Below are 23,520 nucleotides of genomic sequence, written 5' to 3'. Positions count from 1 at the left end.
TCCCTCGCATCAACGTCCCGGGATCTCGTAGATGCGAACCTCGACGCCCGTCATATAGCCGATGAGGACGGCCACCGACCGCCCCTCCTCCATTAAGGCCATCCGCAAGGGGCGCGGCGGGAGGACCGCCCGTCCGATCATCCGCCCGCTCGCGGCGTCCCAGACGTAGAGCCGGCCGTTCATGTTCCCTTCCCCCACCCAGTCCGCCAGCCCGACGATCCGCCGGCCATCGGGGGTGAACTGCAGCGCCTTCAAGGGCAACGGGAACTTCCCCTCCATCTCCGGCTGCAGCTCCAGCTCCTCCTGCAGGTCCAGACGCACCTCTCGCCGGTCCGGATCGATGGAGACCCGCCACAGGGCGACGCGGGTCGGGAAGGGACCTTCATAGCCCTCGCCCTCAATGGGCCGCATCTCGTTCTCCGCCGCCGTTAGGAGGCGCCCGTCGGGGGAGAGGGCGATGGCCGTGAGGGGCTCGAACTCGATGGAGTCCCACCACTCCCCGGTGTAAGCGTCCCACACCTCGAGATCAGAGGCCCGATCGGTCATCTGGAAGATCAGCCGCTCGTCGGGCGTCATGACGAACTGATCCGCAGGCCCGTAGAGATCAAAGGCGAAAGCCCGCCGTCCCGTCTCCACGTAATAACCGCTCAGGGTGCGCTCGCCTCCGACCAGCAACAAGCTTCCCTGGGGGGAGAAGGCGATGCGGCGCACCTCTTCCTGGATCGGCAACGTGAAACGGGTTCGCGCCCCCGGCACATCCCACACGCGGATCTCCGACCCGGTCCGCAGGGCGAAGGCCCGGCCGTCCGGGGAGAAGACCAGCTCTTCCACCCTCGACGGGGTGGGGAGCCCCTCCGCGATCTCCCCGGTCCGGGGATCCAGAAGCCCGGTCTGGCCGTTCGCCGTGAACAGCGATAGGCGTCCATCGGGGGCCGGGGCGATGGCGACGACCCCCTCTACCGGGATGGCCATCCGGAGCGGCAGGGCGGGGGCCTCCCCGGCCGTCGGGGAGAGGGTTGGGCCCGGCGTCGGCGGGGAGGGCGGCGCGGCCGTGGCCGTTGGCCTCGGAAGGGAAGTGGGGGAGACCGGCGGGCGCGCCGTGGGCGTCCGGATCTCCGAAGCGGGAGTAGGCGAGAGCAGGCGCGGCAGGAACCGGTAAGCCAGGAATCCGCCGCCCAGGACGGCGCAAGCGCACAGCGCGACGAAGGCCAGCGCCAGGCCGCCGATGAGAACCGTTCGCGAGCGCATCCGGTTCGCCTCCTTGCTTAAGGGTTCTTTGCGGCTCACCCCTGAGGGACCACCCGCGCGGCCACCTCGGCTGGAAGATCCCGGGCGAGGGGACGATCCGCGATCCCCCGGACGAACCAGCGGATGTCATAGAGGTCGCCGGAGCGGGTGATCGGGCCATCGGAAGGGATCTCAAAGGCGAACGCTTCCTCCTGGCCGGGCTCGAGCTCATAAACGGCGCGGCCGATGAGGGTCGTCCAGGTCCGCCCCTCGGCGAGGATCCGGTAGCCGGCCTCCACCCGCACCCGCTGCCGCGCCTCGCCCTCCCAGCGGACCCATCCCCGCAGGGCGGAGCCCACCGGGAAAGACCATGCGGCCAGAGCGACCCGCAGAGGGTCGGAGGACGGGAGGTCCGAAACAGGCTCCGCCGCCGGGGCCTCCAGAGCCGGCGATACCCGAACGGGCCGGACGGAGAGCGGGATCTTCTCATACGCGTCGGGCCACCCCTGCAGCCCGACCTCCAGCTCCACCCACCATTCGAAGGCGTGGACGTCGGCGCCGAGGCGGCCTCGCTCCTCCCGCCGGAACGAGGCCATCCCATCGATCGGGACAACGAGGGCGGCCATGTAGCGCTGGGGGAGCCCGGGGAGGAGCTCGACGCGGTCGGCGATCTGGATCTCCTGGACCACGCGCGTCTGCTCCCGCTCCTCCTTCCGCCGGCGGGTTTTACGGAACCAGTCCCACACCCAGAAGGTCATGAACTCCTTCGTCATCAGCCGGAGGCGGATGGGGCCGGCGATCAGGGGGCGATGGGCCTCCACGGCGATCCGAACCGCGAGGGTCTCCCCCAGGCGGGCCGCGCGGGGCTCGACGTCGACATGCACCGTGGCGGCCATGCGGGTGAGCCCCTCCGATGCGAACCCGGCCCCCAGGAACAGCAGGGAGAGGGCCGTCAGCCCTCCTCCGCACCCCCAGATGAGCGCCATCTCCGGATCCCCCGCCCGCCCGGCGCGAACGGCGAGCCATCCCCCCAGGCCGACGGCCCCCAGACTGAGGAGGATCAGCACGGATCCGATCGCGATCCAAGGGGCTCCCCGTCGCATCGCCGACCTCTTACCGGCGCAGGAGGGGCTTTCGCCCCGAACCTTCCGCCTTCAAGATCCCAAAGACCAGGGATGAAGCCGCCCCCACAATCCCGAATCCTCCGCCTTGGAGATCGCAATGGGTCGCGGCTGAAGCCGCTCCTACAGAGAAGGATGCCGAAATGAATTTCGGCTTGCTTTCGCCCCGAACCGGTCTTCACCCGGCGCAGGGGGCTCCTACCCCCGAGGCGCGGCCCCTGGGCCCGAAATCCGGCGATCGGATGCCGCGGATCATCGCCCCTCATAGGCGGCGGGGAGGGCGGCCCCGCAGGCGGGGCAGCGCCGCCATTCGGGATCCACCTCCCGGGCGCAATAAGGACACCGGAACCGGGCGGGCTGGCCGCAGCCCGCGCATCGGGCGTCCCCTCGCGCCAGCCGCCGGCCGCAGGTCGGGCACCGGAAGGCCACCGGGGCCTCCGGGGAAAGGGTGGGGGGCGGCCCCTCCAGGGCCCGGACGAGGGCCCGAGCCGTTTCCCCCACCCGCTCCTCGATGGTCGTCCCCAGGCCCGGCGGCGGGACGGGCCGGGGCAGCCGCGGCCGCCATCCCCCCAGGGTCCGCCGCAGGGCCCACGGCAAGAGCCACAGGTTCAGCGCCAGGGAGAGGGCCAGCAGCCCCAGGAGGCCCAGGGCGCCCTTCCCCCCTCCGGGGAGGACGAGGAAGAGCGCGAGGGCCCCCAGCCCGACGATCAGCAACCCTCCCCGAACCGCCCGGAGCATCGTCCCCTCCTCGCTTTCCCCTCCCCTCACGCTTGAGGGGGGAAGGGGAAAAACGGCGAGAGGATGGGGCCGAAGGTCTCGGTCAGGCGGGCGAAGAACGAGCGGATGGCCTCGGCGACCGCCCCGCCCACGACATCGGGGTGGCTGCGGAGATAGGCGGCCACCGCGCCCAGCAGGGCCAGGATGACAACGGCCAGGGCCACCCACTCCAGGGTCTGCAGCCCTTGGACATCCGAGAACAGCCAGGCCCCAAGGGCGCGCTCCTTCCAAACCATGGCTTCCGACCATCGAAGGCGTCCGGCTCGCACTGGATCCCTCCTTTCCGGTGTCTATGCGCCCAGCTTGGCGCCGCAGGCGGGGCAGAAGCGGGCGCCGGCCGGGAGCTCCGCTCCGCACTGGGGGCAGAAGCGATACGCCCCGCCGGGCGCGGCCTCCCCGCCGGAGGCGGCCGGGGCCGTCGTGGCCTGGACAGCGCTCACATACCGCTGGGCCTCCTGATAGCGGCCGGCCACCCAGGCCGCCGTGTCCACCGGCAGGGCCGCCCCCGTGGCGATGAAATACTGGATGAACTCGAAGGTCCGCTGGGGCAGCTTGCTCTGCTGCCAGGCCCCGTAGGCGGCCGTGAACAGCAGCGGCCAGAGGAGGAAGAGCCCCGCCCCCGCCGCCACCGCCTTGTCCACCCACTTGCCGGCCCCGATCTCCACCTGCAGGCTGTCGCCCTGCCGGCGAAGGGCCACGTTGAGGGCCGAGGAGACCCCCAGCAGGTTCCGCCATGTCTCGTCCTGGCGGGCCTGGATCACCACCCCACCCTGGGGGAGATCCAGCACCTGCACTTCGAACTTCTGGGCCCGATACCAGTCGGCCAGGCTCTGCACCAGCCGGCCCATATCCAGGTTCGGAGCGTGGAACACGCGCTGATCGGGCATGGCCTCACCTCCTCAGGCCGGGGTCTGCAGGAAAAGGGTCGTTTGCATCGCATTCAGAACCGCCAGCTCCAGCAGCAGCTGGGTGACCTGCTCATGGAGGGCGTCGCTGAGCTGGGGTTCGATCTCCCGCAGCAGGGCCGCCACCCGCTCCGCCTGGGCCCGCACCTCCTCCGGGTCGATGCGGCCGTCGGCGATGGCCTGCTGCCAGGACTCCATCCGATCGACATACCGCTGGAAGAAGAGGTCATCCCCCTCCTCGCTGAACCAGCTGATCCGTCCCATGGGCGCCTCCTTCCCCCGGATTCGGGAACATCTCGCCTCCTGCATCGGAACAACTTGTGAACAGACCGGCCGCCCCGGCTTGAAAAAGCCGGCCGGACGACCCCCAATCGTCCGGCCGGATCCTCGCATCGTCAGCGGGTCGGGATGGCGTCGCGCGGGTTCTTCGGAGGCTACGGCGGCGGCGGACTCGGGGAAGCAGTGGTTGGGGAGCCCGGCTCTTCCCGTTCCCGGGGAGCCTCGGAAGGCCCGGCCTTCCCTGGCCCCTGGAGGACGTCCAGCGTCATCCGGCGCGTGACGCGCGGCCCGTCCTTCTCTTGCTCCTCCGTCTCCAACCGCAGCTGCATACGCCGGACGATCTCCTCCGGGGTCTCCTCGGGCGGCCCCTCCTCCGGCTTCTTCTCCTGCTTCTTCCACAGCTCCTCCGTCTTCTCCACCATACGGTCCAGCAGGCGCTCAGAGAGGCCGAAGAGGGCCCCCAGGGCCAGGAGGGGCACCGTGTCTTTCTGCAGCGCGATGGGTGGGGTGAGAAGCTGGGAAAGCGTTCCCAGCGCTTCCAGAGAGAGAATCTGCTGGTTTTGCAGGATCGCGACCAGGTGCAGGCCGGCCCATGCGCTGAGGGCCCCAAAGAGGGGTGCCGGGAACACCGTCGCCCACGAGAGCCCGTAGTCCGGCATCTTCGGGCTGCCCCGATACACCCGCGCCAGCCGGCTGAGCAGACCGCCCACCGCCCCCGCCAGCAAGATCGGGCCGTAGCCCACGATGGCCAGGGCCAGCCCAATCGGCAAGCCCACGAGAACCATAAAGGTCAGCAAGTTCTGCATCTTAAGCACCAGCATGAACCGCTTGTCCCGCGCCTCGTAGAGATCCGCCAGGAACGCCGAAAGGGTCGCTCGGGCATCCCCGTTTGCATGCCCCAGCGCTTCCTGGAGAGGCTTTTTCCATGCCTTCTGACGCGCCGGGGGAAGCTCCGAGAGGTCGCCCAGGGCCCGCTGCAGCCGGGCCTTGAGGTGGGGCGTGGCCATCGCGTTCGCCGCCAGCCGCTCCGCGTCGTGGATCAACCGCCAGGCGGCCAGCTCCGCCCCGCCGTTCCAGCATAGCGCTTTCACTTTGTCCCCGAAGGTCCAGGAAACCGCTCGCTCCGCCTGCTGGAGCAGCGCCTCGACATGGTTCAGCACGACCTGTTCGGAGGGGGTGACCGCCTCGGGCTCCTTCTGTTCCAGCTGGATGCGCCGGCGGGTCCCCTCGATCTCGGCCCGGGTGAGCTCCCGGAGCATCCCGGCCACCAGGAAGGCCCGGATGAGGAGGAAGAGCAGCCCATACAGGAGCCACAGGATCACCCCTGCCAGGATGATCCAGACGGGCTCCTCCGCGCAAAGCCCGAAGAGACATCGCTCTCCCGGCATATAGGGCCTCCTTTCTGGGGGAAGATCTCATAGAGAAAAGCGGGGGCGCCCTTTGCAGGGCGCCCCCTGCTGGAGGCCAGACAGGACGTTATGGATGGGCCCGCCGCCGGCGGGGAACCTTGCGGAAGGCAGGAAGGGCGCTCCCCGGCGGCGGGGCCATCTCCCGCGGCTCCGGCGTCGGGATGGACGGCGCCGCGGGGGCTCCCTCCTCCACCGCCTGGCCGCTCGAACGCGCCCCGCCCGCCTGCCGCAGCACCAGCGGCAGGAAGAGCCGATACGGCACCCGAACCGTTATCGGCTCCGATGTGATGCCCATCCCCACTTCATCCCGTGCGTCGACCCGGATTTGATAATCGCCGCCGCCGGGGACGGAGAAGGCGAATACCTGATTCAACTCCCGGACCGGCTCGGTTAGCATCAGGTCTGTCCCCAGACTCCACGCCTGACCCCCATCGCGACTGTAGTAAACGGCAAGGCGGGAGAGGCCCGAGTGCTCATCCTGGGTCCGCACGCGCAGGCGGATCTGATCTCCGGCGACCGAAGGATCCGAAAGCGTGGGCGTCACCGGCGGCGTGACATCGATGACATATGTGATCACGTTTGTCCAGATGGGCGGGTTCACATCAAAGACGATGACCGCCTGGGCCGTCAGAACCGTGCCGCTGCCGAGGTTCGCCTTCGGCCGGACCCGGAAGCGCACCCACCCCTCTCCCTCCGGCGGATTCCGATTGGGGGGCAGATTGATGCCATTGAAGGCCCAGACCAGCACCCGCGACTCCTCATCGGCGCGCAGCTGCAGCTTGTCCGGGTGGCTGCTCCCCAACATCTGAAGGGCTGACCAGTCCAGGTTCGGATCCAGGGTCATGGTCACCACCACCGTTTCGGCCTCCGCCGTCGCCGTGGCCACGTTCTCGAAACGGATGGTGAACATCAACGCTTGAGACGGATCAATATAAACCCGGCTCGGCAAACCCTGGATATCGTTCGGATCCCAGGAGGCCCGCAACGGCACCGACCGGCTCCCGCCACAATCTGATGTCGCGGAGGTTCCCGAAGCGCCCACAGGGCTCACAAGATGCTGATCATCACTGGAAAGCACTTGGTTGACAAAGTCCTTAGTATTATACATGACTACGACATTCAATGGACGAGACTGCGCAAAACTTTCCCGCAACTCATCAACGAAAGCCGGATTCAGTTTCCCTTCTTTAGTAAAATAAGGTATGTTGTCACGGCCCATCCGGAAGTAATGTTTAGTGTAATAGTGTGGGCCAGCGGCCATAATTATGTTCCCCCACTCATCTCGCATAGGCTGCCCGGTGTTCCGATCTATCACTGGCTTGCCTGAACTGCCATATCCCATGTGCGGATCTGTAACGATTTTCCTGCCAAGCACATTGCCGAATTGATCCCTAACCAATTCCTCTCCCACTACTCGCTCGCCATAGTGGAAGATATTTACATCATAATATTCGTCACCAACTTTCACAATCTTGCTTAATCCGACACGAATCGGCTCGATATCATTGCCGCTCAGAGTGAGCTTATACTTGTTCCACAACAAGATGTCCCGCCGACCCGGTGGGCCCCAGCCGAATTGGATGTTCGATAGATTCGAATTGATCCCCAATCGGTTTAGCGCCCCATCCACCCGCTGCAGCGTGTTCAACAGCTTCTGAGCGCCCGAATCCAGGGTAGAGGCAATCACCTTGTAGTGCGATCGGCCGAGTTGGATCAGACGCTGGTTCACACTATGCGCCAGGGCTGCCAGTCGCTCAGAACCGTAGATCTTGATGGGCACGCTCAGTTTGAGCGGCACGGCTATGGCTGCGATATTGCCAGCCACACGACCCCACTTCACCGCCATCTGAATGTAGGGATCCTGGCACTCCAAATCCGGAACCGGATTCAGCTTGACGAACCCCAAGGTCAGCCCTTCCACAAGGCCGGCCCCTATGGCCTTGGCAGAGGCCTCCATCGTCTCCCAGCCCTCAAACGAGAACATCTCTTTAACGGTGGCCCCGAATAACTTCAAATTGTCCCAAAGGCCACCGCTGTATTGCAGCGTGCCGATCCCGGCCGGACGGGCCATGCCCGTCGATCCCTCCAGCACCCGCTCAAAGTTCAACTCTACATACGGCGGCAGGGCCTCCCTACCCCCGAGGGCCTCATACCAGGCCGGCAGAATCGCCTGCACCGCCGCCTGGATCAGGACCGAAGCCAGAACCGGATTCCGGATATACAGACGCTCCCACCATTCAAGGCCCCGCGCGCGCTGCCAGTTGATCAAATCGATGAACCGTTGCTCGTAATGGCCCTCCAGCATCATCCAGCCCGCCATCATCAGCAGCGTCAGCCGCTCCGGCGTCTGGTCGTCCATCTCGGCCCGCAAGAGCTCCCAGCCCTCCACCGTCGTCATCCCGAGCAGCTCGCTATACATAAACAGGGGCGCTCCCAGGCGCAGCTGGCCCGGCGCATCCCCCACCGCCTCCCACGGGATCCGGAACCACACCGTCGCCGTCCGCGTATCCCCCGGCTCCACGCGAATGGCGTAAAGGGCCAGGTTGCCCTCCCGCTTCACCACCTCCACGCCCCCGGCGGCCGCCGTCACCGTGATCACCTGCGTCCCCGTCGGCGTCGTCGCCATCACCAGCGCCACCCCCGGGGCCGTCCCCGCGTTCGTCACCCGCACCTCAAAGGGCAGAAGGAAGCCCGGCCGGGGGCGCGCCGGAGGCTGCGATTCCACCACCATCACCGGCATGTAGGGGAACACATACAGCGGGAAGCGGCGCTCCTCGCCGCCCTGCCGCACCACCACGTCCCACAGGCCGCTGAGCCCGCCCATGTTCACCCGGACGCGCAGCTCCTCCTCCGAAACCCGGATCACCGATTCCGGATCCACTCGCTCCGTGTCCGAGATCACCTGCTCCAGCCACACCTGCGCCCCGCTCGTGAAGCCATACCCGTAAAGGGTCAGCGTCTGGGTCAGCCCGGGCACCGCCAGGATCTCCTCCGGCTGAACGCTGGCGATGCCCCAGGCGGTCAGGTTCACCGAGAAGGCCCGCTCCGGCCCCGTCCCCATCCCGATGCCGTCAAAGGCCGTGACCCGAATCGTGTAATCCCCGGGCGGCAGCGCGCGGGTCAGGGTCAGGGTGGCCGTCACCCCCTCGCTCGACTCAATCCGATAGAACCCCCGATCCCAGCCCGCCGGGCTCTCCACCTGGTCGTAGACCGCCACCACCGTTCCACCCTGCCGGATCTCCGCCCGCAGATAGATCATGTCCTGGACGAAGGTCGTCCCGGTCAGGGCGTCGGTGTCCGTGACCCAGATCTGAAACTGCAGAGGCAAGGCGTTGAAGGTGAAGCCGTCGGCCGCCGGATTCACCACGAAAGCCTGCGGGGGCTGATTCTCCGGAATGAAGACGCCGGCCACCCGCAGCCAGGGCTCGAAGTCCACCCCGTCGCTCACCCGGTCCCCCAGGCCCATGGGGTTCCGGGAGGGATGATACGGGCCCGTGGGATGGCCCCACGCCTGCTGGCGGGCGTTCACCGTCCGGGCAGGGGTGTCATTGCGGATCCCGAAGCCGGCGTTGCGGTAGAAGAGGTTGCCCCGAAGGATGGGCTGGCTGTTCGAGGTCACCAGGCCCGGCCCGCCGTTGAGGTAGATGGCGTTCCCGGCCAGCGTAGGGGCGCTGCCCACCACATACGCCCCGGCGCCTGCGTTATGGTGGATGCGGCAGTCCTCCACCACCACGTCCGAACTCTCAATCCACAACGCCGCATAGTTGCCAGCACCCGCCGAGTTCACCACACACCGCCGCATCACCCCCGAAGAACCACTCGCAAACCGAATGAAATACCAGCGCCCCGGCGCCACCGTCGTCGTGCTCGCCGTAGTAAACGTAATCGGCGCCGTCTCCGTCCCCGTTACAACCAGCCGCCCATCCACCCGCAAATACACATTGTCCTCAAACCGCACCGCCGTCCCCGGGCTCGATGGTGAGCTGGCCCGTGTCCGCCACGGTCACCGACCCCTGGACGATATAGGGGCTGCCGGCCGCCGTCCAGGTCACCGAACCCGTGATGGTGCCTCCGGGGATGATCGTGGGTCCCTCCGCCTCGGCGATGCGGGGGCGGGTCAGCCCCGTGATCCCGGCCCCGATCAGGAAAACCGCCAGCGCCATCACCGCCAGCGCCCCCACGCGCCGGGCGCGCTTCGCGATCTCCGTCCACGGCTTGCTCCGAAACATCGTTCACCTCCTGGGATCGGCTTCAGGCTGCGGACCGCGTCCCGGGATCTCGCCTCAAACATGTGGGCGGCGAACGCATCTTCCCCCCTAACCTGCCAAAGGCTTGTGAACAATCTGTGAACAAAAGCCTCTCACCCTCTAACCTCTTTACAACCCACTTTCGAGGCGAAGCCCTCATCCTCCGACGCCTCTACTCCTTGCTTCTCAGCTTGCCCAAAGCCTGTGAACAAATTGTGAACAAGGTGGCTCCGGGCTCTAACTTTCTTACAACCTTATGCCCACCGAGAGGGATTCGGAAGAGACGCTTCCCTTCTTCGAGGTCTATGGCGCGGGCGCTCCGAGGAGGGCCGTTGCGCGCCCTCGCCTTCCCTTCGGAGAAAGCCGGGGCTCAAGAAGGGGAGTGGATCCGAGGATCGGCCCGCCTATGCCTCGCGGCCCAGCCGGAGGACGGCGAGGAAGGCCTCCTGGGGGACCTCCACGCGGCCGATCATCTTGAGGCGCTTTTTGCCTTCCTTCTGCTTCTCCAGCAGCTTCCGCTTGCGGGTGACATCGCCCCCGTAGCACTTGGCCAGCACGTCCTTGCGCATGGCCTTGATGGTCGCCCGGGCGATGACCCGCCCCCCCACCGCCGCCTGGATGGCCACGTCGAACAGCTGGCGGGGGATCACCTCCCGCAGCTTCTCCACCAGAGCGCGCCCCCTGGCATACGCCTGATCCCGGTGCACGATCAGCGCCAGGGCGTCCACCGGCTGGCCGTGCACCAGGATGTCCAGCCTCACCAGATCCCCCGCCCGATACCCGATGAAGGTGTAATCCATGGAGGCGTAGCCCCGGGTGCGGCTCTTGAGGGCGTCGTAGAAATCGATGAGCAGCTCGGCCAGGGGGACCTCGGCCTCGATCATGACCCGCCGCGGATCCAGATAGGTCATGTTCTGATAAACGCCCCGCCGCGAGGTGATGAGATCCATCACCGGCCCGATGTAATCGGCCGGGGTGATGATGGTGACCTTCATCCACGGCTCCCGGATCTCCTCGATCCAGGAGGCGTCCGGGAGATCCGAGGGACGGGTGATGGTCTTCACCGAGCCGTCCCGCAGCACCACCTCATACTCCACGCTGGGGGCCGTGGCCACGATGTCCAGCCCATACTCCCGCTCCAGGCGCTCCTGCACGATCTCCATGTGGAACATCCCCAGGAAGCCGCACCGGAAGCCGAAGCCCAGGGCCTGGGAGGTCTCCGGCTGGAAAACCAGGGCCGCGTCGTTGAGCTGCAGCTTCTCCAGGGCCTCCCGCAACAGCTCGTAATCCTCGCCTTCCGAAGGGTAAAAACTGGCGAAGACCATGGGCTTGGGAGGGCGGAACCCCGGCAGCGGCTCGGGGGCCGGGCGGTCCGCCGTGGTCAGGGTATCCCCCACCCGACACTCCCGCACGGATTTGAGGCCCGTGGCCACGTAGCCCACCTCCCCCGCCTCCAGCCGGCCCGTGGGGGTGAAGTCCGGCGTGAAGACCCCGATCTCCACCGGCTCGCTGGTCACCCCGGTGGACATCACCAGGATCTTCCGGCCCATAGCGAGGGCCCCGTTGACCACCCGCACGTAGGCGATGACGCCTTTGTAAGGATCGTAGTGGCTGTCGAAGATCAGGGCCTGGAGGGGGGCCTCCGGATCCCCCCGGGGGGGAGGGACGCGCTGCACCACCGCCTCCAGGACCTCCTCCACGCCGATCCCCAATTTGGCGGAGATCCGGAGGACCTCCGACTCGGGGACACCGATGAGCTCGGCGATCTCCCGGGCCACCTCGTCGGGCCGCGCGGCAGGCAGATCGATCTTGTTGACCACCGGGATGATCACCAGGTCGTGCTCCAGGGCCAGATAGAGGTTGGCCAGGGTCTGGGCCTCGATGCCCTGGGTGGCGTCCACCAGCAGCACCGCCCCCTCACAGGCGGCCATGGCCCGGCCCACCTCATACGAAAAGTCCACGTGGCCCGGCGTGTCGATCAGGTTCAGGATGTAGGTCTGCCCGTCCCGCGCCGTGTAGCGCATCCGGACGGCCGAGGCCTTGATGGTGACCCCCCGCTCCCGCTCCAGATCCATGGAGTCCAGCACCAGCTCCACCCCATCCCGCGTCTGGATGGTGCCGGTGCGCTCCAGGAGCCGGTCCGCCAGGGTGGTCTTGCCGTGATCCACGTGGGCGATGATGCAGAAATTGCGAATGCGCTCCAGTCCCATCGCTCCCCCGCCCGGGTTCGGGAAGAGGTGCGCCCGAAGCCGGTTTCGCCGTGCATCATACCCATGGCGCGAAACGGGTGTCAAATGCCTCCGCCGATTGAAATCGGCCTCTCCGGGCGCTCCGCGCCAGGCGTCGGCCTCCGCCGACGCAAAACCCCTTCCCGGTCGGCGCAGGCCGACCGTTGGCCGAAGGCCCCTGGAGGCCGAATTCATTCGGCGTGCAGGCCGACCGCCGGCCGAAGGCCTTTGACGCCGATTGAAATCGGCCCTCTCAGGCGCTGGCGCGCCACGCGTCGGCCTCCGCCGACGCAAGACGCCTTCCCGGTCGGCGCAGGCCGACCACCGGCCAAAGGCCCCTGGAGGCCGAATTCATTCGGCGTGCAGGCCGACCGCCGGCCGAAGGCCTTTGACGCCGATTGAAATCGGCCTTCTTGGGCGCTGCGCGCCACGCGTCGGCCTCCGCCGACGCAAGACACCTTCCCGGTCGGCGCAGGCCGACCACCGGCCAAAGGCCCCTGGAGGCCGAATTCATTCGGCGTGCAGGCCGACCGCCGGCCGAAGGCTCTCCGAGGTCGAATTCATTCGACATCGATCCTCCACTGCTCGCAGTTGCCCTACATGCGGCCGGATGCTTCCTCCCGCGCCCGGCCCGGATGTAAGATAGGAAAGTGCCGCCCCAGGGATGAACAGGCTGCCGGGGGCGGGCTCCGAACTCAAGGGAACCTCTCACAGGAGGCCGCCATGCGCCGCCGTATGCTGCTCTGGATCGGGATCGCCCTGGGGGCCCTGATCCTGCTTCTCCTCGCTGGAGGCGCCCTCGCCTTCTACCGAGCCTCCCGCCAGCCCTTCCCCCAGACCCGCGGGACCCTCCGCCTCCCCGGCCTGCAGGCCCCGGTCACCGTCATCCGGGATCGCTGGGGAGTGCCCCACATCTACGCCTCCAACCTCCACGACCTGTTCATGGCCCAGGGCTTCGTCCACGCCCAGGACCGCTTCTGGCAAATGGAGTTCTGGCGCCACATCGGGACCGGGCGCCTCTCGGAGATGCTGGGGAAGACCACCCTGAACCAGGACCGCTTCATCCGCACCCTGGGCTGGAACCGGGCCGCTCGGCAGGACCTGGAGCGCCTCGGCCCGGAGGAGCGGGCCATCCTCGAAGCCTACGCGGCCGGGGTGAACGCCTACCTGGAACAGCATCGGGATCGCCTGCCCCTGGAGTTCACCCTCTTCCGGCTGTTCGGACGCCGCTGGGAGATCGAGCCCTGGCAGCCCCTGCACACCGTGGCCTGGGCCAAGGTGATGGCCTGGGATCTGGGGGGCAACTGGGACGACGAGCTGCTCAACGCCCGCATCGTGGACCGGATCGGCGCCGAACGCCTGAAGGAGATCGTCCTCCCCTACCCTGCCGACCGCCCGGTCATCGTCCCGACGCCGGTAGCCGAGGTCCCGGAGGAAACCCTCCGGGCGCTGCTGGACATCGGCCGCTCCCTCCAGCGGATGACCCTGGGAGATGCCCCGGACATCGGGTCCAACAACTGGGTGGTGGCCGGATCCCGCACCGTCACCGGAAAGCCTCTCCTGGCCAACGATCCGCACCTCAGCATCCAGATGCCCAGCATCTGGTATGAGGTGGCCCTGCACTGCGAGCCCGTCACCCCCGAATGCCCCCTCCGGGTCGCCGGCGCCTCCTTCCCCGGCGTCCCCGGCATCGTGATCGGCCACAACGACCGCATCGCCTGGGGCGTGACCAACGTGGGGCCCGATGTCCAGGACCTCTATCTGGAGCGGGCGAACCCTCAGAACCCCCTCGAGGTCGAATTTCAGGGGAAGTGGGAGCCCGTCCGGGTGATCACCGAGGAGATCCGCATCGCCGGACAGGCGGAGCCTCTTCTCCTCCCGGTGCGGATCACCCGGCACGGCCCGGTGATCAACGACGTGGTGGAAGCCCTGACCCGCACCCAGACCCTCTACGCCTTCCGCTGGACCGCCCTGGAGCCCTCCTCCATCGTGCAGGCGTTGTTGCGTCTGAACCGTGCCCGGAACTGGGAGGAATTCCGCGCCGCCCTGGCCGACTGGGACGTCCCCGGCCAGAACTTCGTCTACGCCGACGTCGACGGCCACATCGGCTACCAGGCCACCGGCCGCATCCCCATCCGGGCGAAGGGGAACGGCCTGCTGCCCGTCCCGGGCTGGACCGGCGAATACGAGTGGACCGGATATGTCCCCTATGAGGAGATGCCCCGGCGGCTGGACCCACCGGAGGGCTTCATCGTCACCGCCAACAACGCGGTGGTGGATCCAGCCTATCCCTACTTCCTGGCCGCCGTGTGGGATTACGGAGACCGGGCCCAGCGCATCACGGATCTGCTCCGGGCGAAGGACCGGCTCTCCATCGAGGATATGGCCGCCATCCAGAACGACACCTTCTCCCTGGCCGCCCAGGCCATCACGCCCTACATCCTCCAGGTCTCCTTCACCGACCCCCTCGCCCGCCAGGCCCAGGATCTCCTGCGGGCCTGGGATTTCCGAGCCACCCCGGAGAGCCCGGCCCCCACGATCTTCGAGGCTTTCCTCCAGCATCTCCTTCACGAAGCGTGGGTGGACGAGCTGGGCGAGGAGATCGTGCAGGAGCTGCTGACCGGGGGCAGCCACAACCGATACTGGGCCCGCTGGGCGCTGGCCCAGCCGGACCTGGCATGGTGGGACGATCTCCGCACGCCGCAACGGGAGACCCGCGACGACATCGTGCGGCGGGCCTTCGAGCAGGCCGTGGCCGAGCTGCGCGGGCGCCTCGGCCCGGATCCCCGCGCCTGGGCCTGGGGGAAGGTCCACACGGCCACCTTCGTCCACGGGACCCTGGGACAATCCGGTATTGGGCCGGTCGAGGCCATCTTCAACCGCGGCCCCTACCCGGCCCCCGGGACCAGCGCGGCGGTGAACAACACCGGGTTCAACGTCCAGAAAGGGTTCGCCGTCCGCAGCCTGCCCTCCCTCCGCTTCATCGCCTCCACCGCCAGCTGGTCCGACAGCCGCTTCATCCACACCACCGGCCAGTCCGGGCAGCCTTATCATCCCCATTACGACGACTTCATCCCGCTGTGGCTGAAGGGGGAGTATCACCCGATGCTCTGGTCCCGGGAGGAGGTGGAGCGGAATGCGGAGGGCGTCCTCATCCTGCAGCCGTAGCTTCCGCCTGGGGAGGCTCGCATGCGCGTGCTGATCACCGGAGGGACCGGATTGCTGGGCCGGGCGCTGGCGGAGCGCCTCTGTCGGGCTGGCTACGAGGTGATCGCGCTCTCGCGGCGGCCGGAGCCGGCGCGCCTGCCGCCGGGCGTGCAGGGGGCGCGCTGGGACGGGCGCACCCCGGAGGGATGGGGGCATCTGGTTGAGGGGGCCATCGCGATCATCAACCTGGCCGGGGAGAGCATCGGCCAGCGGTGGACCGAGGCCACCAAGCGCCGCATCCGCGAGAGCCGACTGAACGCCGGCCGCGCCGTCGTGGAGGCCATCGCCGCCGCCCGGGTGAAACCCCACGTCGTCCTTCAGGCCTCCGCCGTCGGTTACTACGGGGCGCGGGGCGAAGAGCGGTTAACGGAAGAAGATCCTCCGGGGAACGACTTCCTGGCCCGCCTGGCCGTGGACTGGGAGGCCAGCACGCAGCCCGTGGAGGCCATGGGAGTCCGCCGGGTGATCCTGCGCACCGGGATCGTTCTGGCGAAGGATGGGGGCGCCCTGCCCCGCCTGCTCCTTCCCTTTCGCTTCTTCCTGGGCGGCCCCCTCGGGAACGGCCGCCAGGGGTGGTCCTGGATCCATCGGGATGACTGGGTGGAGGCCGCGCGCTTCCTGATGGAGAACCCGGAGGCCCGGGGGCCCTACAACCTCACCGCCCCCCAGCCGGTTAGCAACGCCGAGCTCTGCCGGATCCTGGGGAAGGTGATGGGGCGCCCCTCCTGGCTGCCGGTGCCCGCCTTCGCCCTGCGCCTGCTGTTCGGGGAGGGGGCCGACTTCCTGCTCACCGGCCAGTTCGTGCTCCCCAGGCGTTTGCTCGAGGCCGGCTTCACCTTCCGTTACCCGGATCCCGAATCCGCCCTGCGGGCCATCCTGCGCCCCACCGCCTCGTAAGTTCGCACATGTCCCCATTCCCGCAGGGATCGGGGAGGTCCCACGAGAGGCCTCCCCGATCCCTCATTTTCCCGCAGCCCCTCCCCGACCGCGCGGGCTCCCCTCGGTTGATCGGTTAAAATGAAGCAAAGCGCTCCGGAACCGGGGTCCTGCCCGCCGCCCGACCGGGGCGCGCTGTGGAGTGGGGGAAGAGGACCGCCATGCTCAAGCCGGGGACGCTGCTCCACGGCCGCTATCGCATCCTGCGCCCCATCGGACGAGGTGGGATGGGCGCCGTCTACGAAGCCGAGGACACGCTGCTGGAGGGACGCCGCTGCGCCATCAAGGAGATCCTGCTCGGCTTCGAGGCGGATCCTGCCTATCGGGAGCAGGCCCGCGCCCAGTTCTATCGCGAGGCCAGCGTCCTGGCCCGGCTGGATCATCCCAACCTCCCCAAGGTCTCGGATTATTTCTCCGAAGGGGATCGGGATTACCTGGTGATGGATTTCGTCCCCGGCCGGGACCTGCGGGAGCTCATCGACGAGGCCCGGGAGAGCGGCCGCTTCCTCGACGAGCGGACGGTGCTGAGCTGGGCGGAGCAGCTGTGCGACGCCCTGGATTACCTGCACCGGCAGAACCCGCCCATCGTCCACCGGGACATCAAGCCCTCGAACATCAAGCTGACCCCCGACGGCCGGATCAAGCTGGTGGATTTCGGGCTGGTCAAGCTCCTGGCGCCGGATGAGGACCGCACCATCACGATCCTGCAGGGGCGGGGCACCGCCGCCTACACGCCGCTGGAGCAGTATGGGGGGGACGTCGGGCACACGGACATCCGTTCAGACATCTACGCCCTGGGGGCCACGCTCTATCATCTGCTGACCAACACGCCCCCGCCGGACGCACGGCAACGTTTCCTGAAGCCGGACAGCCTGATCCCGCCCCGCGCCCTCAACCCGCGCATCTCCCCCCGGGTGGAGCGGGCGATCCTGAACGCCATGGCGTTGCATCCGGATGACCGTCCTCCCAGCATCGCTGCCTTCCGGGCCGAGCTGCTGGGGACGGCTCCGCCCTCCCCACCCGCAGCGGTCTGGGCGCCCCCCGAAAGCCTGTGGGAGGTCCTCTGGCGGCGCCACCGGCTCCTGGCCCTGGTGGCCCTGGGGATCTTCGTCCTCGCCCTGCTGATCACCCTGATGCACGGGTAGGCGCCGACACCCATTGACAATCCCCCGCCGCTCCCCCTATAATGGAAAGCGCGAGGCAGATCGATCCGAACACGAAAGGGGGTGGGAACGTTGGCGCGCGTGGTCATCGAGGAGGGGGAGTCCTTTGAGTCGGCCCTCAAGCGGTTCAACAAGCAGATCCAGGCCGACAAGCTGCTTTCGGAGCTCCGCCGCCGGCGCTACTACGAGCCGCCCAGCGTGATCCGCAAGCGCAAGAAGGCGGCCAAGCTGCGCAAGAGCCGGCGGACGACGCTCAAGGCCCTGCGGGCCGCCGGTTTGCTCTGAGTGGAAACGCCGAAGCCCTGAAGGAGATGAGGGGCGGGGATCTTTCCCCGCCCCTCATCTGTTTTCCGGATCCCGGCTTGCGAACCGGCAACCCCTTCTCCTCCGGCTCGCATCAGGAAGTCGGATTCAGCGGTCGAAAGCCTGACGCTTCCCCTTAGCCCCACGCCTATGGGAGCATCTCCGTCTTCAGCACCGCATCCAGCACGATCATCGCCGCCAGGGCCAGCGGGAGCGCCGTGCCCAGATGATAAATCCAGCCGTATTTAGCAGGGGGGATCGCATAGAGGGCCAGGACACACAGATCCAGGGCGATCCCGATGATCAGCCCGCCCACGATCACGGCGATGCGTTTGGCCAGCATCCCACCTCCCTCCGCGAAGTTCATCGAGCGCCTTCTTCACGGAAACCCCTCACCAGCACAGATAGATTGTAGCCAGCCCCGGTCGCTCCGTCAATGGGAAACCCATAAATTCAGAGCCGGGAAGCGTTTTTGAGAGACGATGACCGCCTTCCCAGCCCCCGTGGACAACCAGCGGCCCATGATTGGGTCAGCTCCATTGACATTTTTCCCAGGATCGGTTATGCTGGGGATAGAGGGGCCAGCGGGGATGGACGGCGATGGCGGAGATCTTAGGGGAGGCACAGGCCTCCCTGACTCCGGAGGTGGCCGATGCAGGCCACGAGGTCTCGTATCCTTCAGATCCTGCGGGAACGAGGAGAAGCCACCGCTGTCGAGCTGGCCACACGGCTGGGCCTCCGCGCCGTCACCGTCCGGCATCACCTCCGCGTCCTGCGCGCCGAGGGCCTGATCCGGGAGGTCCGCACCCACCGCAACGGCCGCGGGCGTCCTCGTCTGGTCTTCACCCTCACCGAGGCCGCCAACCGTCTCTTCCCACGGAACTACGAAGGGCTCGTCCGCCATCTCCTCCCGGTCGCCCTCTCGGCGGCGGAGATCCGTCAGATCGCCCGACGCATCAGTGAGGAGGCCGCCCTCCAGGGGCTGGCCGGTCCGGCCCGGCTCGCCGCCGTCGTCTCCTTCCTCAACTCGAAAGGCTACCTGGCCCGGATCGAGCCCGCGACCAACGGCCCGGCGTGGCTGGAGATCCGCAACTGCCCCTACCTGGAGGTCGCCCGGGAACAGGAGGGGCTTTGCGCCCTGGACGCCGCCCTGATGGAGGAGCTGCTCGGGGCGCCGACGGAGCGGGTCTCCTGCATCATTCACGGGGATCCGGCCTGCCGTTACCGCATCCGCTCCGAAGCGGCCTGATCCCTCGGGCCGAACGACCCTCTCAGGAGCCCCGGTGCGAAAGGCCCGGACCGGGTTACAGGCTCAGTATGTGCCACACTGCATCCTCCAGCCCCAGGCGGCGCAGGGTGAGGGGCACCAGGATCACACCCAGGGTGTTCAGACGACGGCTGCCGGTGAGGGAGGGAAGCAGGCCGATGCCGGAGGCCGCGAGCAGGACCGCAAGCCCCGGGATCCCCCCTAACCCTGCGACGCTGAGGACGATCAGGGCCAGCGCCGCTGCATAAACCCACCGCCACGCCCGGGAGGCCGCCCAGCGGCTCATCCCCTGTGTGAGCGGCTCCATCAGCAGGAAAGCCAGCGCCGCCGCCAGAGCGGTGGCCAGGACCGCCGCGCGATAACGGTCCGGCGTCGCCGGCCCCGCCCAGGGAGCCAGCATCGTCCCCAGCCCGCCCCGCGCCGCGGGGGAGTCCGGCAGGAGAAGCAGCCAGAAGACGCCGACGCTGTAGAAAGCCCGGGCCGCCCCCTGGGCGACCAGGAAGGCGCGATCATCCCGCTGGGCCGTGGCGTGACCCGCCAGCAGCCCCCCGATCCCCGCCGTCACCCCCGGGAAAAGCACCGAGAACACCCCTCCCAGCAACCCGGCCCCCACCCCCCGCGCCCAGATCCCGAACGGAAGCGTCTCCCCTGAGGGACGGGATGGAGCGGGCCGACCGCCCCTCATCGCCTGCAACAGGCTGGGAACCGCGAACAGCCCCAGGAAGGCGGGGATCAACGGCTGACGCGCCAGGGGACCGATGAGAGGGTTCCGGGCGAGCAGGAGAAAGCCCAGCGCTCCGGAGAGGGCGAAGGTGACCACCCCGGCGCCGAGCCGCATCCAGACCGTCATCAGACGCCGGGCCGGCGTGGGCAGCCGCTCGGCGCCCCACGGCCACTCCGAAAGCAACAGGAAGGCGCTGAGGGCCAGCAGGATCCAGCCCACGTGCGGCGCCAGCACCGCCCGCAGCGCCGCCCATCCCCGGGGCCAGAAGGGCGCGGAGAGCAACAGGAGCATCACAGCCCCCCACGCTCCCCATCCGGCCCATCGCACCGCCTCCTGTCCCCATCCCTCCCGGAGGGCCTTCTGGGCCGGCAGCATCAGCCCCAGGGCCCCTTCATCCGGGGTTTGGTAGAACACCGCCGGGGCCAGATGGAAGAAGGCGTAACCCACCGCCACTCCGATCCCCAGCCCCAGCCCGCCGTCGGCGGGAAGGATCCCTTTTCGCTCAGGAAGGCTGAACAGGAGGGCCGCCACCAGGTTATAAGGATGCAAGCCGGGGACGATGGCGCTCACGCCGCTCAGCGCCAGCCCCACCCCTACCCCGAGCAGCAACTCCACGGACATCCGGCTCCCTCCCTCACGATCCATCCTCCGCCCGGAGCCAGCCCGCCTCCGTCAGGATCCACTGCACCCGGCTGTCCCGGGCGGTGTGAGGGAGCGCGTCGACCAGAAAGCGGGCGTAGGTGACCCCCACGGTGATCCCTCGAAGGCGCGGGAGGAGGCGGTCGAAATACCCGCCGCCATATCCCAGCCGGAAGCCCCGGCGATCGAAGGCCACCCCCGGGATGAGGGCCAGCTCGATCTCCTCCGGGGCCACCTCGGGGCACTCCGGCGTCGGCTCCAGCATGCCATAGGGATGGCGCTCCAGGGCGCCGGGCTGATACCGATGGAGCGAGAGCTCCCGGGAAGGGGCGATCCGGGGGAGGACCCATCGCTTCGTGGGGTGGCGGTCGAGCAGCGGTGTCAGATCGATCTCGTTCCGGAAGGCCATATACGTCAGCACCGTATGGGCCTGCGCAAAGGGAGGCCATGCCTCCAGGTGCGCGCGGACCGCCGCGCTGGCGGCGGCGACGATCTCCGGAGGCAACGCCTCCCGCTCGGCGAGCCATCGGGCGCGCAGGGCCCGCTTCACCCCGCGAACCGACTCCAGGGATGGGAACTCATCCTGCTCATTCATCCAGAGATATACTCCTTGCCCTCCGGGTCCGGCGCATCCACCGGAGGCCAGGCGGCCAGCTGCTGCGCCCAGTGCTCCGCAGCCCGGCGGGCGGCCTCCCGGAAATCCATGCGTCGGGAGGCGTAGAGGATCGGCTCCCCTACGAACACCACCGCCGGCGGCGGCCCTCCGGCCATCCTGGAAAGGTCCGCGGGATCCTGGACCTCCAGGGCGACCCATTGGAGGTCCTCGGGGACGGAGAGCGGGGCGCTGCATGCGAGGCCCGCCGGCAGGCCGCGGGCGCGGGCGGCCCGGGCGTGACGGCCAGCGATCCCGGCCTCCGGCGCCTCCCGAGCCCACCAGAAGATCGCCCCGTTGGCAGCCCCATGGGGGACTGCCTCCGCCGGGAGCTCGGGAGCCACCGTCACCGCGTCCGCTCCCCACACCTCAAAGGCGGCCCGGAGATACGCGCCCGCCGAAGCCGGATCCCGCCACCGGGCGTCCAGCAGGATGGGCAGATCGTCGGGGAGATAGCGGATCAGACGCTCCATCGCCACCATCCCGGCCGCGCCCTCGGCCAGGAAGGGGATCAGCGGGACGGCGCAGGCGCAGATCCACGCCCCGACCTCCTCCAGGATGGTGCGGGCGAAGGGGAAGACCGGATCATCCACCGGCAACATCGGCGCCGGCATCCGATCCCGCCACACCGCCAGGGTCAGGCCCAGACGGGTCCGCCGCTGCCGCTGGGCGTTCCGGAGCTTCCCCCAGAAATCCGGGCGTCCGGGGATCGTCATCGCCATCCTCCCGCTCTCCAGCGCGGCGATCCGATGGGCTCAAGCGCCGGCCATCGGCCAGCGGGGCCGATACTGCAGAGCCTCGGCGATATGATGGGCTTGCAGGACCTCCGAGCCCTCCAGGTCCGCGATGGTGCGAGCCACCTTCAGAACCCGATGATAAGCCCGGGCGGAGAGATGCAGCTGATGCATCGCGGCCCGCAGCAGGGCCTGGGCCTGGGGCTCCATCGGGCAATACGCGCGGATATGCCCGGGTCCCATCTCAGCGTTGCACGTGACTCCGGTCCCGTGGAAACGCAGGCGCTGGAGGGCCCGGGCGCGCTCCACCCGCTCCCGGATCCGGGCCGAAGGCTCCCCCCGCCGGTCGTCGGACAGCTTCTCATACTCCACGCGGGGGACCTCAATCTGGATATCGATGCGATCCAGCAGCGGCCCGCTGAGGCGTTTCTGATAACGGGCGACCATGGCCGGGGAGCAGGTGCAGGGCTTGATGGGATCGCCGTAGTAGCCGCAGGGGCAGGGATTCATCGCCGCCACCAGCATGAACGCCGCCGGGAACTCCAGGGTCCCGGCGGCCCGGCTGATCACCACCCGCTTGTCCTCCATGGGCTGACGCAGCACCTCCAGGGCGCGCAGGTCGAACTCCGGCAGCTCATCCAGGAAGAGCACCCCCCGGTGGGCCAGGGAGATCTCCCCCGGGCGGGGGAAGCGACCCCCGCCCACCAGGCCGGCGTGACTGATGGTGTGGTGGGGCGCCCGGAAGGGGCGCTGGCGGATCAGAGGGAACTCCGAGGAGAGGAGGTCCGCCACGCTGTAGATGCGGGTCACCTCCAGCGCCTCCTCCAGGGAGAGACGGGGGAGGATCCCGGGGAGGGCGCGGGCCAGCAGCGTCTTCCCGGTCCCGGGCGGGCCGATCATCAGCACGTTGTGGTTGCCGGCCGCCGCCACCTCCAGGGCCCGCTTTGCGTGCTCCTGGCCCTTGATGTCCGCGAAGTCCACCGCGGGAGGCGTGTCGATCCAGCGATCCAGCGGCGTGGGCGGCTGGGGAGGGATGGGACGCTGCCCGAGCAGGTGATCCACCAGCTCCCGCAAGGAGGCCACGGGGTAGATCTCGATCTCCGGCACCAGGGCGGCCTCCGGGGCGTCTGCGGCGGGGACGAAGAGGCGGCGGATGCCCATCTCCCGGGCCAGGGCGGCCATCACCAGGGTCCCCGGCACGTGGCGCACCGACCCGTCCAGCCCCAGCTCCCCCACCACCATGGCCTCTTCCACGGCGTTCAGGGGGAGCTGCTCGGAGGCGATCAGCACCCCCAGGGCGATGGGGAGATCGTAGGAGGGGCCTTCTTTACGCAGATCGGCCGGGGCCAGGTTGACCACAATGCGGGCCAGCGGGAAAGAGAGACCGGCGTAGCGGATCGCCGAGCGCACCCGTTCCCGTGCCTCCTGAACCGCCGCGTCCGGCAACCCGACGATGGTGAACCCTGGCTGCCCGCGGCTGACATCCACCTCCACCGCCACAGGCTCCCCTTTCAGCCCGATCAGGGCGCAGCTCCACAGGCGGGCGAGCATCCCGGCTCCTTCGCGCGGAATCCCTGGAGCGGGAGGCCGTCCGATGGCCTCTCCCGAACACGCGCTCCCAATTAAATGATAGCCGGTGGTCCGGGCGGCTCTCCGTCCCTCTCAGGAAAAAGACGCCGAAAAGGGCGGATGGAAGCTTCTC

Annotated in this window: 20 protein-coding genes; 5 read left to right on the top strand and 15 right to left on the bottom strand. The window is 68.3% G+C overall.

The genetic code is table 11. The features are described from left to right. Positions 1–9: 9 nt before the first annotated feature. The 10 genes from KNN16_RS01395 to lepA form a co-directional block, all read right to left on the bottom strand. On the bottom strand, positions 10–1,248 hold the full coding sequence (locus KNN16_RS01395) for a WD40 repeat domain-containing protein (protein WP_303898209.1): 1,239 nt from the start codon (positions 1,246–1,248) through the stop codon (positions 10–12). A 35-nt stretch (positions 1,249–1,283) separates the two neighbouring features. Next, entirely contained in the window at positions 1,284–2,330 is a 1,047-nt protein-coding gene (locus KNN16_RS01390; RefSeq protein WP_303898207.1) for a hypothetical protein, read from the bottom strand. Between the two features lie 270 nt (positions 2,331–2,600). Further along, positions 2,601–3,086 (bottom strand): zinc ribbon domain-containing protein, encoded by a 486-nt coding sequence (locus KNN16_RS01385; protein WP_303898205.1) that lies wholly within the window; start codon positions 3,084–3,086, stop codon positions 2,601–2,603. A gap of 26 nt (positions 3,087–3,112) precedes the next feature. After that, entirely contained in the window at positions 3,113–3,394 is a 282-nt protein-coding gene (locus KNN16_RS01380) for a hypothetical protein (protein WP_303898203.1), read from the bottom strand. A gap of 21 nt (positions 3,395–3,415) precedes the next feature. Continuing rightward, a complete protein-coding gene (locus KNN16_RS01375) occupies positions 3,416–4,012 on the bottom strand; it encodes a zinc ribbon domain-containing protein (RefSeq protein ID WP_303898202.1) in 597 nt (198 codons plus the stop codon). Positions 4,013–4,024: 12 nt separating this feature from the next. Next, positions 4,025–4,294 (bottom strand): hypothetical protein, encoded by a 270-nt coding sequence (locus tag KNN16_RS01370; protein ID WP_299284622.1) that lies wholly within the window; start codon positions 4,292–4,294, stop codon positions 4,025–4,027. Positions 4,295–4,464: 170 nt separating this feature from the next. Beyond that, the gene (locus tag KNN16_RS01365; RefSeq protein WP_303898200.1) at positions 4,465–5,697 is read right to left on the bottom strand and encodes a hypothetical protein; all 1,233 of its coding nucleotides are present in this window, start codon (positions 5,695–5,697) and stop codon (positions 4,465–4,467) included. 88 nt (positions 5,698–5,785) lie between these two features. After that, positions 5,786–9,676, bottom strand: a complete 3,891-nt coding sequence (locus KNN16_RS01360) for a right-handed parallel beta-helix repeat-containing protein (protein ID WP_303898199.1) — start codon at positions 9,674–9,676, stop codon at positions 5,786–5,788. Next, positions 9,666–9,947 (bottom strand): hypothetical protein, encoded by a 282-nt coding sequence (locus KNN16_RS01355; protein ID WP_303898198.1) that lies wholly within the window; start codon positions 9,945–9,947, stop codon positions 9,666–9,668. The genes KNN16_RS01360 and KNN16_RS01355 overlap by 11 nt, the downstream gene beginning before the upstream one ends. A 422-nt stretch (positions 9,948–10,369) precedes the next feature. Further along, positions 10,370–12,175: a translation elongation factor 4 gene (lepA, locus tag KNN16_RS01350; RefSeq protein ID WP_299284619.1), complete on the bottom strand. Its 1,806-nt coding sequence runs from the start codon at positions 12,173–12,175 to the stop codon at positions 10,370–10,372. Between the two features lie 741 nt (positions 12,176–12,916). Here lepA and KNN16_RS01345 point away from each other — a divergent pair. The 4 genes from KNN16_RS01345 to rpsU all read left to right on the top strand — a co-directional run bounded on the left by KNN16_RS01345 (position 12,917) and on the right by rpsU (position 17,784). Continuing rightward, positions 12,917–15,361: a penicillin acylase family protein gene (locus KNN16_RS01345; protein ID WP_303898196.1), complete on the top strand. Its 2,445-nt coding sequence runs from the start codon at positions 12,917–12,919 to the stop codon at positions 15,359–15,361. A 21-nt stretch (positions 15,362–15,382) separates the two neighbouring features. Beyond that, a complete protein-coding gene (locus KNN16_RS01340; RefSeq protein ID WP_303898195.1) occupies positions 15,383–16,297 on the top strand; it encodes a TIGR01777 family oxidoreductase in 915 nt (304 codons plus the stop codon). Between the two features lie 200 nt (positions 16,298–16,497). After that, complete coding sequence (locus KNN16_RS01335) at positions 16,498–17,481, top strand: serine/threonine-protein kinase (protein WP_303898194.1); 984 nt, start codon at positions 16,498–16,500, stop codon at positions 17,479–17,481. Positions 17,482–17,571: 90 nt separating this feature from the next. Continuing rightward, positions 17,572–17,784 (top strand): 30S ribosomal protein S21, encoded by a 213-nt coding sequence (rpsU, locus tag KNN16_RS01330; RefSeq protein ID WP_088570770.1) that lies wholly within the window; start codon positions 17,572–17,574, stop codon positions 17,782–17,784. Positions 17,785–17,950: 166 nt separating this feature from the next. On the opposite strand, the gene KNN16_RS01325 is transcribed toward rpsU, so the two are convergent. Next, a complete protein-coding gene (locus KNN16_RS01325; RefSeq protein ID WP_143597526.1) occupies positions 17,951–18,169 on the bottom strand; it encodes a hypothetical protein in 219 nt (72 codons plus the stop codon). 285 nt (positions 18,170–18,454) lie between these two features. Here KNN16_RS01325 and KNN16_RS01320 point away from each other — a divergent pair, with 285 nt between their 5' ends. Next, the gene (locus tag KNN16_RS01320) at positions 18,455–19,051 is read left to right on the top strand and encodes a metalloregulator ArsR/SmtB family transcription factor (protein WP_299284605.1); all 597 of its coding nucleotides are present in this window, start codon (positions 18,455–18,457) and stop codon (positions 19,049–19,051) included. 55 nt (positions 19,052–19,106) lie between these two features. On the opposite strand, the gene KNN16_RS01315 is transcribed toward KNN16_RS01320, so the two are convergent. Genes KNN16_RS01315 through KNN16_RS01300 form a run of 4 tightly spaced genes read right to left on the bottom strand, consistent with a single transcriptional unit; the run spans position 19,107 to position 23,369 of the window. Continuing rightward, the gene (locus KNN16_RS01315; RefSeq protein WP_303898192.1) at positions 19,107–20,414 is read right to left on the bottom strand and encodes a tripartite tricarboxylate transporter permease; all 1,308 of its coding nucleotides are present in this window, start codon (positions 20,412–20,414) and stop codon (positions 19,107–19,109) included. Positions 20,415–20,427: 13 nt separating this feature from the next. Next, positions 20,428–21,027, bottom strand: coding sequence for a 5-formyltetrahydrofolate cyclo-ligase (locus KNN16_RS01310; RefSeq protein ID WP_303898191.1), 600 nt, complete (start codon positions 21,025–21,027; stop codon positions 20,428–20,430). After that, complete coding sequence (locus tag KNN16_RS01305) at positions 21,024–21,800, bottom strand: hypothetical protein (protein ID WP_303898190.1); 777 nt, start codon at positions 21,798–21,800, stop codon at positions 21,024–21,026. Before KNN16_RS01305 ends, KNN16_RS01310 begins: the two co-directional genes overlap by 4 nt. Before the next feature lie 39 nt (positions 21,801–21,839). After that, positions 21,840–23,369, bottom strand: a complete 1,530-nt coding sequence (locus KNN16_RS01300) for a YifB family Mg chelatase-like AAA ATPase (RefSeq protein WP_299284593.1) — start codon at positions 23,367–23,369, stop codon at positions 21,840–21,842. Positions 23,370–23,520 lie beyond the last annotated feature (151 nt).

The organism is Thermoflexus hugenholtzii, assembly GCF_018771565.1.
Classification (GTDB): domain Bacteria; phylum Chloroflexota; class Anaerolineae; order Thermoflexales; family Thermoflexaceae; genus Thermoflexus; species Thermoflexus hugenholtzii_A.
This window is presented reverse-complemented; position numbering and strand designations above follow the sequence as displayed.

Bases quoted from the DNA above. Each gene is read 5' to 3' on its own strand.
- KNN16_RS01395 (WP_303898209.1), bottom strand. From the start codon at position 1,248: ATGCGCTCGCGAACGGTTCTCATCGGCGGCCTGGCGCTGGCCTTCGTC.
- KNN16_RS01390 (WP_303898207.1), bottom strand. From the start codon at position 2,330: ATGCGACGGGGAGCCCCTTGGATCGCGATCGGATCCGTGCTGATCCTC.
- KNN16_RS01385 (WP_303898205.1), bottom strand. From the start codon at position 3,086: ATGCTCCGGGCGGTTCGGGGAGGGTTGCTGATCGTCGGGCTGGGGGCC.
- KNN16_RS01375 (WP_303898202.1), bottom strand. From the start codon at position 4,012: ATGCCCGATCAGCGCGTGTTCCACGCTCCGAACCTGGATATGGGCCGG.
- KNN16_RS01370 (WP_299284622.1), bottom strand. From the start codon at position 4,294: ATGGGACGGATCAGCTGGTTCAGCGAGGAGGGGGATGACCTCTTCTTC.
- KNN16_RS01365 (WP_303898200.1), bottom strand. From the start codon at position 5,697: ATGCCGGGAGAGCGATGTCTCTTCGGGCTTTGCGCGGAGGAGCCCGTC.
- KNN16_RS01355 (WP_303898198.1), bottom strand. From the start codon at position 9,947: ATGTTTCGGAGCAAGCCGTGGACGGAGATCGCGAAGCGCGCCCGGCGC.
- lepA (WP_299284619.1), bottom strand. From the start codon at position 12,175: ATGGGACTGGAGCGCATTCGCAATTTCTGCATCATCGCCCACGTGGAT.
- KNN16_RS01345 (WP_303898196.1), top strand. From the start codon at position 12,917: ATGCGCCGCCGTATGCTGCTCTGGATCGGGATCGCCCTGGGGGCCCTG.
- KNN16_RS01340 (WP_303898195.1), top strand. From the start codon at position 15,383: ATGCGCGTGCTGATCACCGGAGGGACCGGATTGCTGGGCCGGGCGCTG.
- KNN16_RS01335 (WP_303898194.1), top strand. From the start codon at position 16,498: ATGCTCAAGCCGGGGACGCTGCTCCACGGCCGCTATCGCATCCTGCGC.
- KNN16_RS01325 (WP_143597526.1), bottom strand. From the start codon at position 18,169: ATGAACTTCGCGGAGGGAGGTGGGATGCTGGCCAAACGCATCGCCGTG.
- KNN16_RS01320 (WP_299284605.1), top strand. From the start codon at position 18,455: ATGCAGGCCACGAGGTCTCGTATCCTTCAGATCCTGCGGGAACGAGGA.
- KNN16_RS01315 (WP_303898192.1), bottom strand. From the start codon at position 20,414: ATGTCCGTGGAGTTGCTGCTCGGGGTAGGGGTGGGGCTGGCGCTGAGC.
- KNN16_RS01310 (WP_303898191.1), bottom strand. From the start codon at position 21,027: ATGAATGAGCAGGATGAGTTCCCATCCCTGGAGTCGGTTCGCGGGGTG.
- KNN16_RS01305 (WP_303898190.1), bottom strand. From the start codon at position 21,800: ATGACGATCCCCGGACGCCCGGATTTCTGGGGGAAGCTCCGGAACGCC.
- KNN16_RS01300 (WP_299284593.1), bottom strand. From the start codon at position 23,369: ATGCTCGCCCGCCTGTGGAGCTGCGCCCTGATCGGGCTGAAAGGGGAG.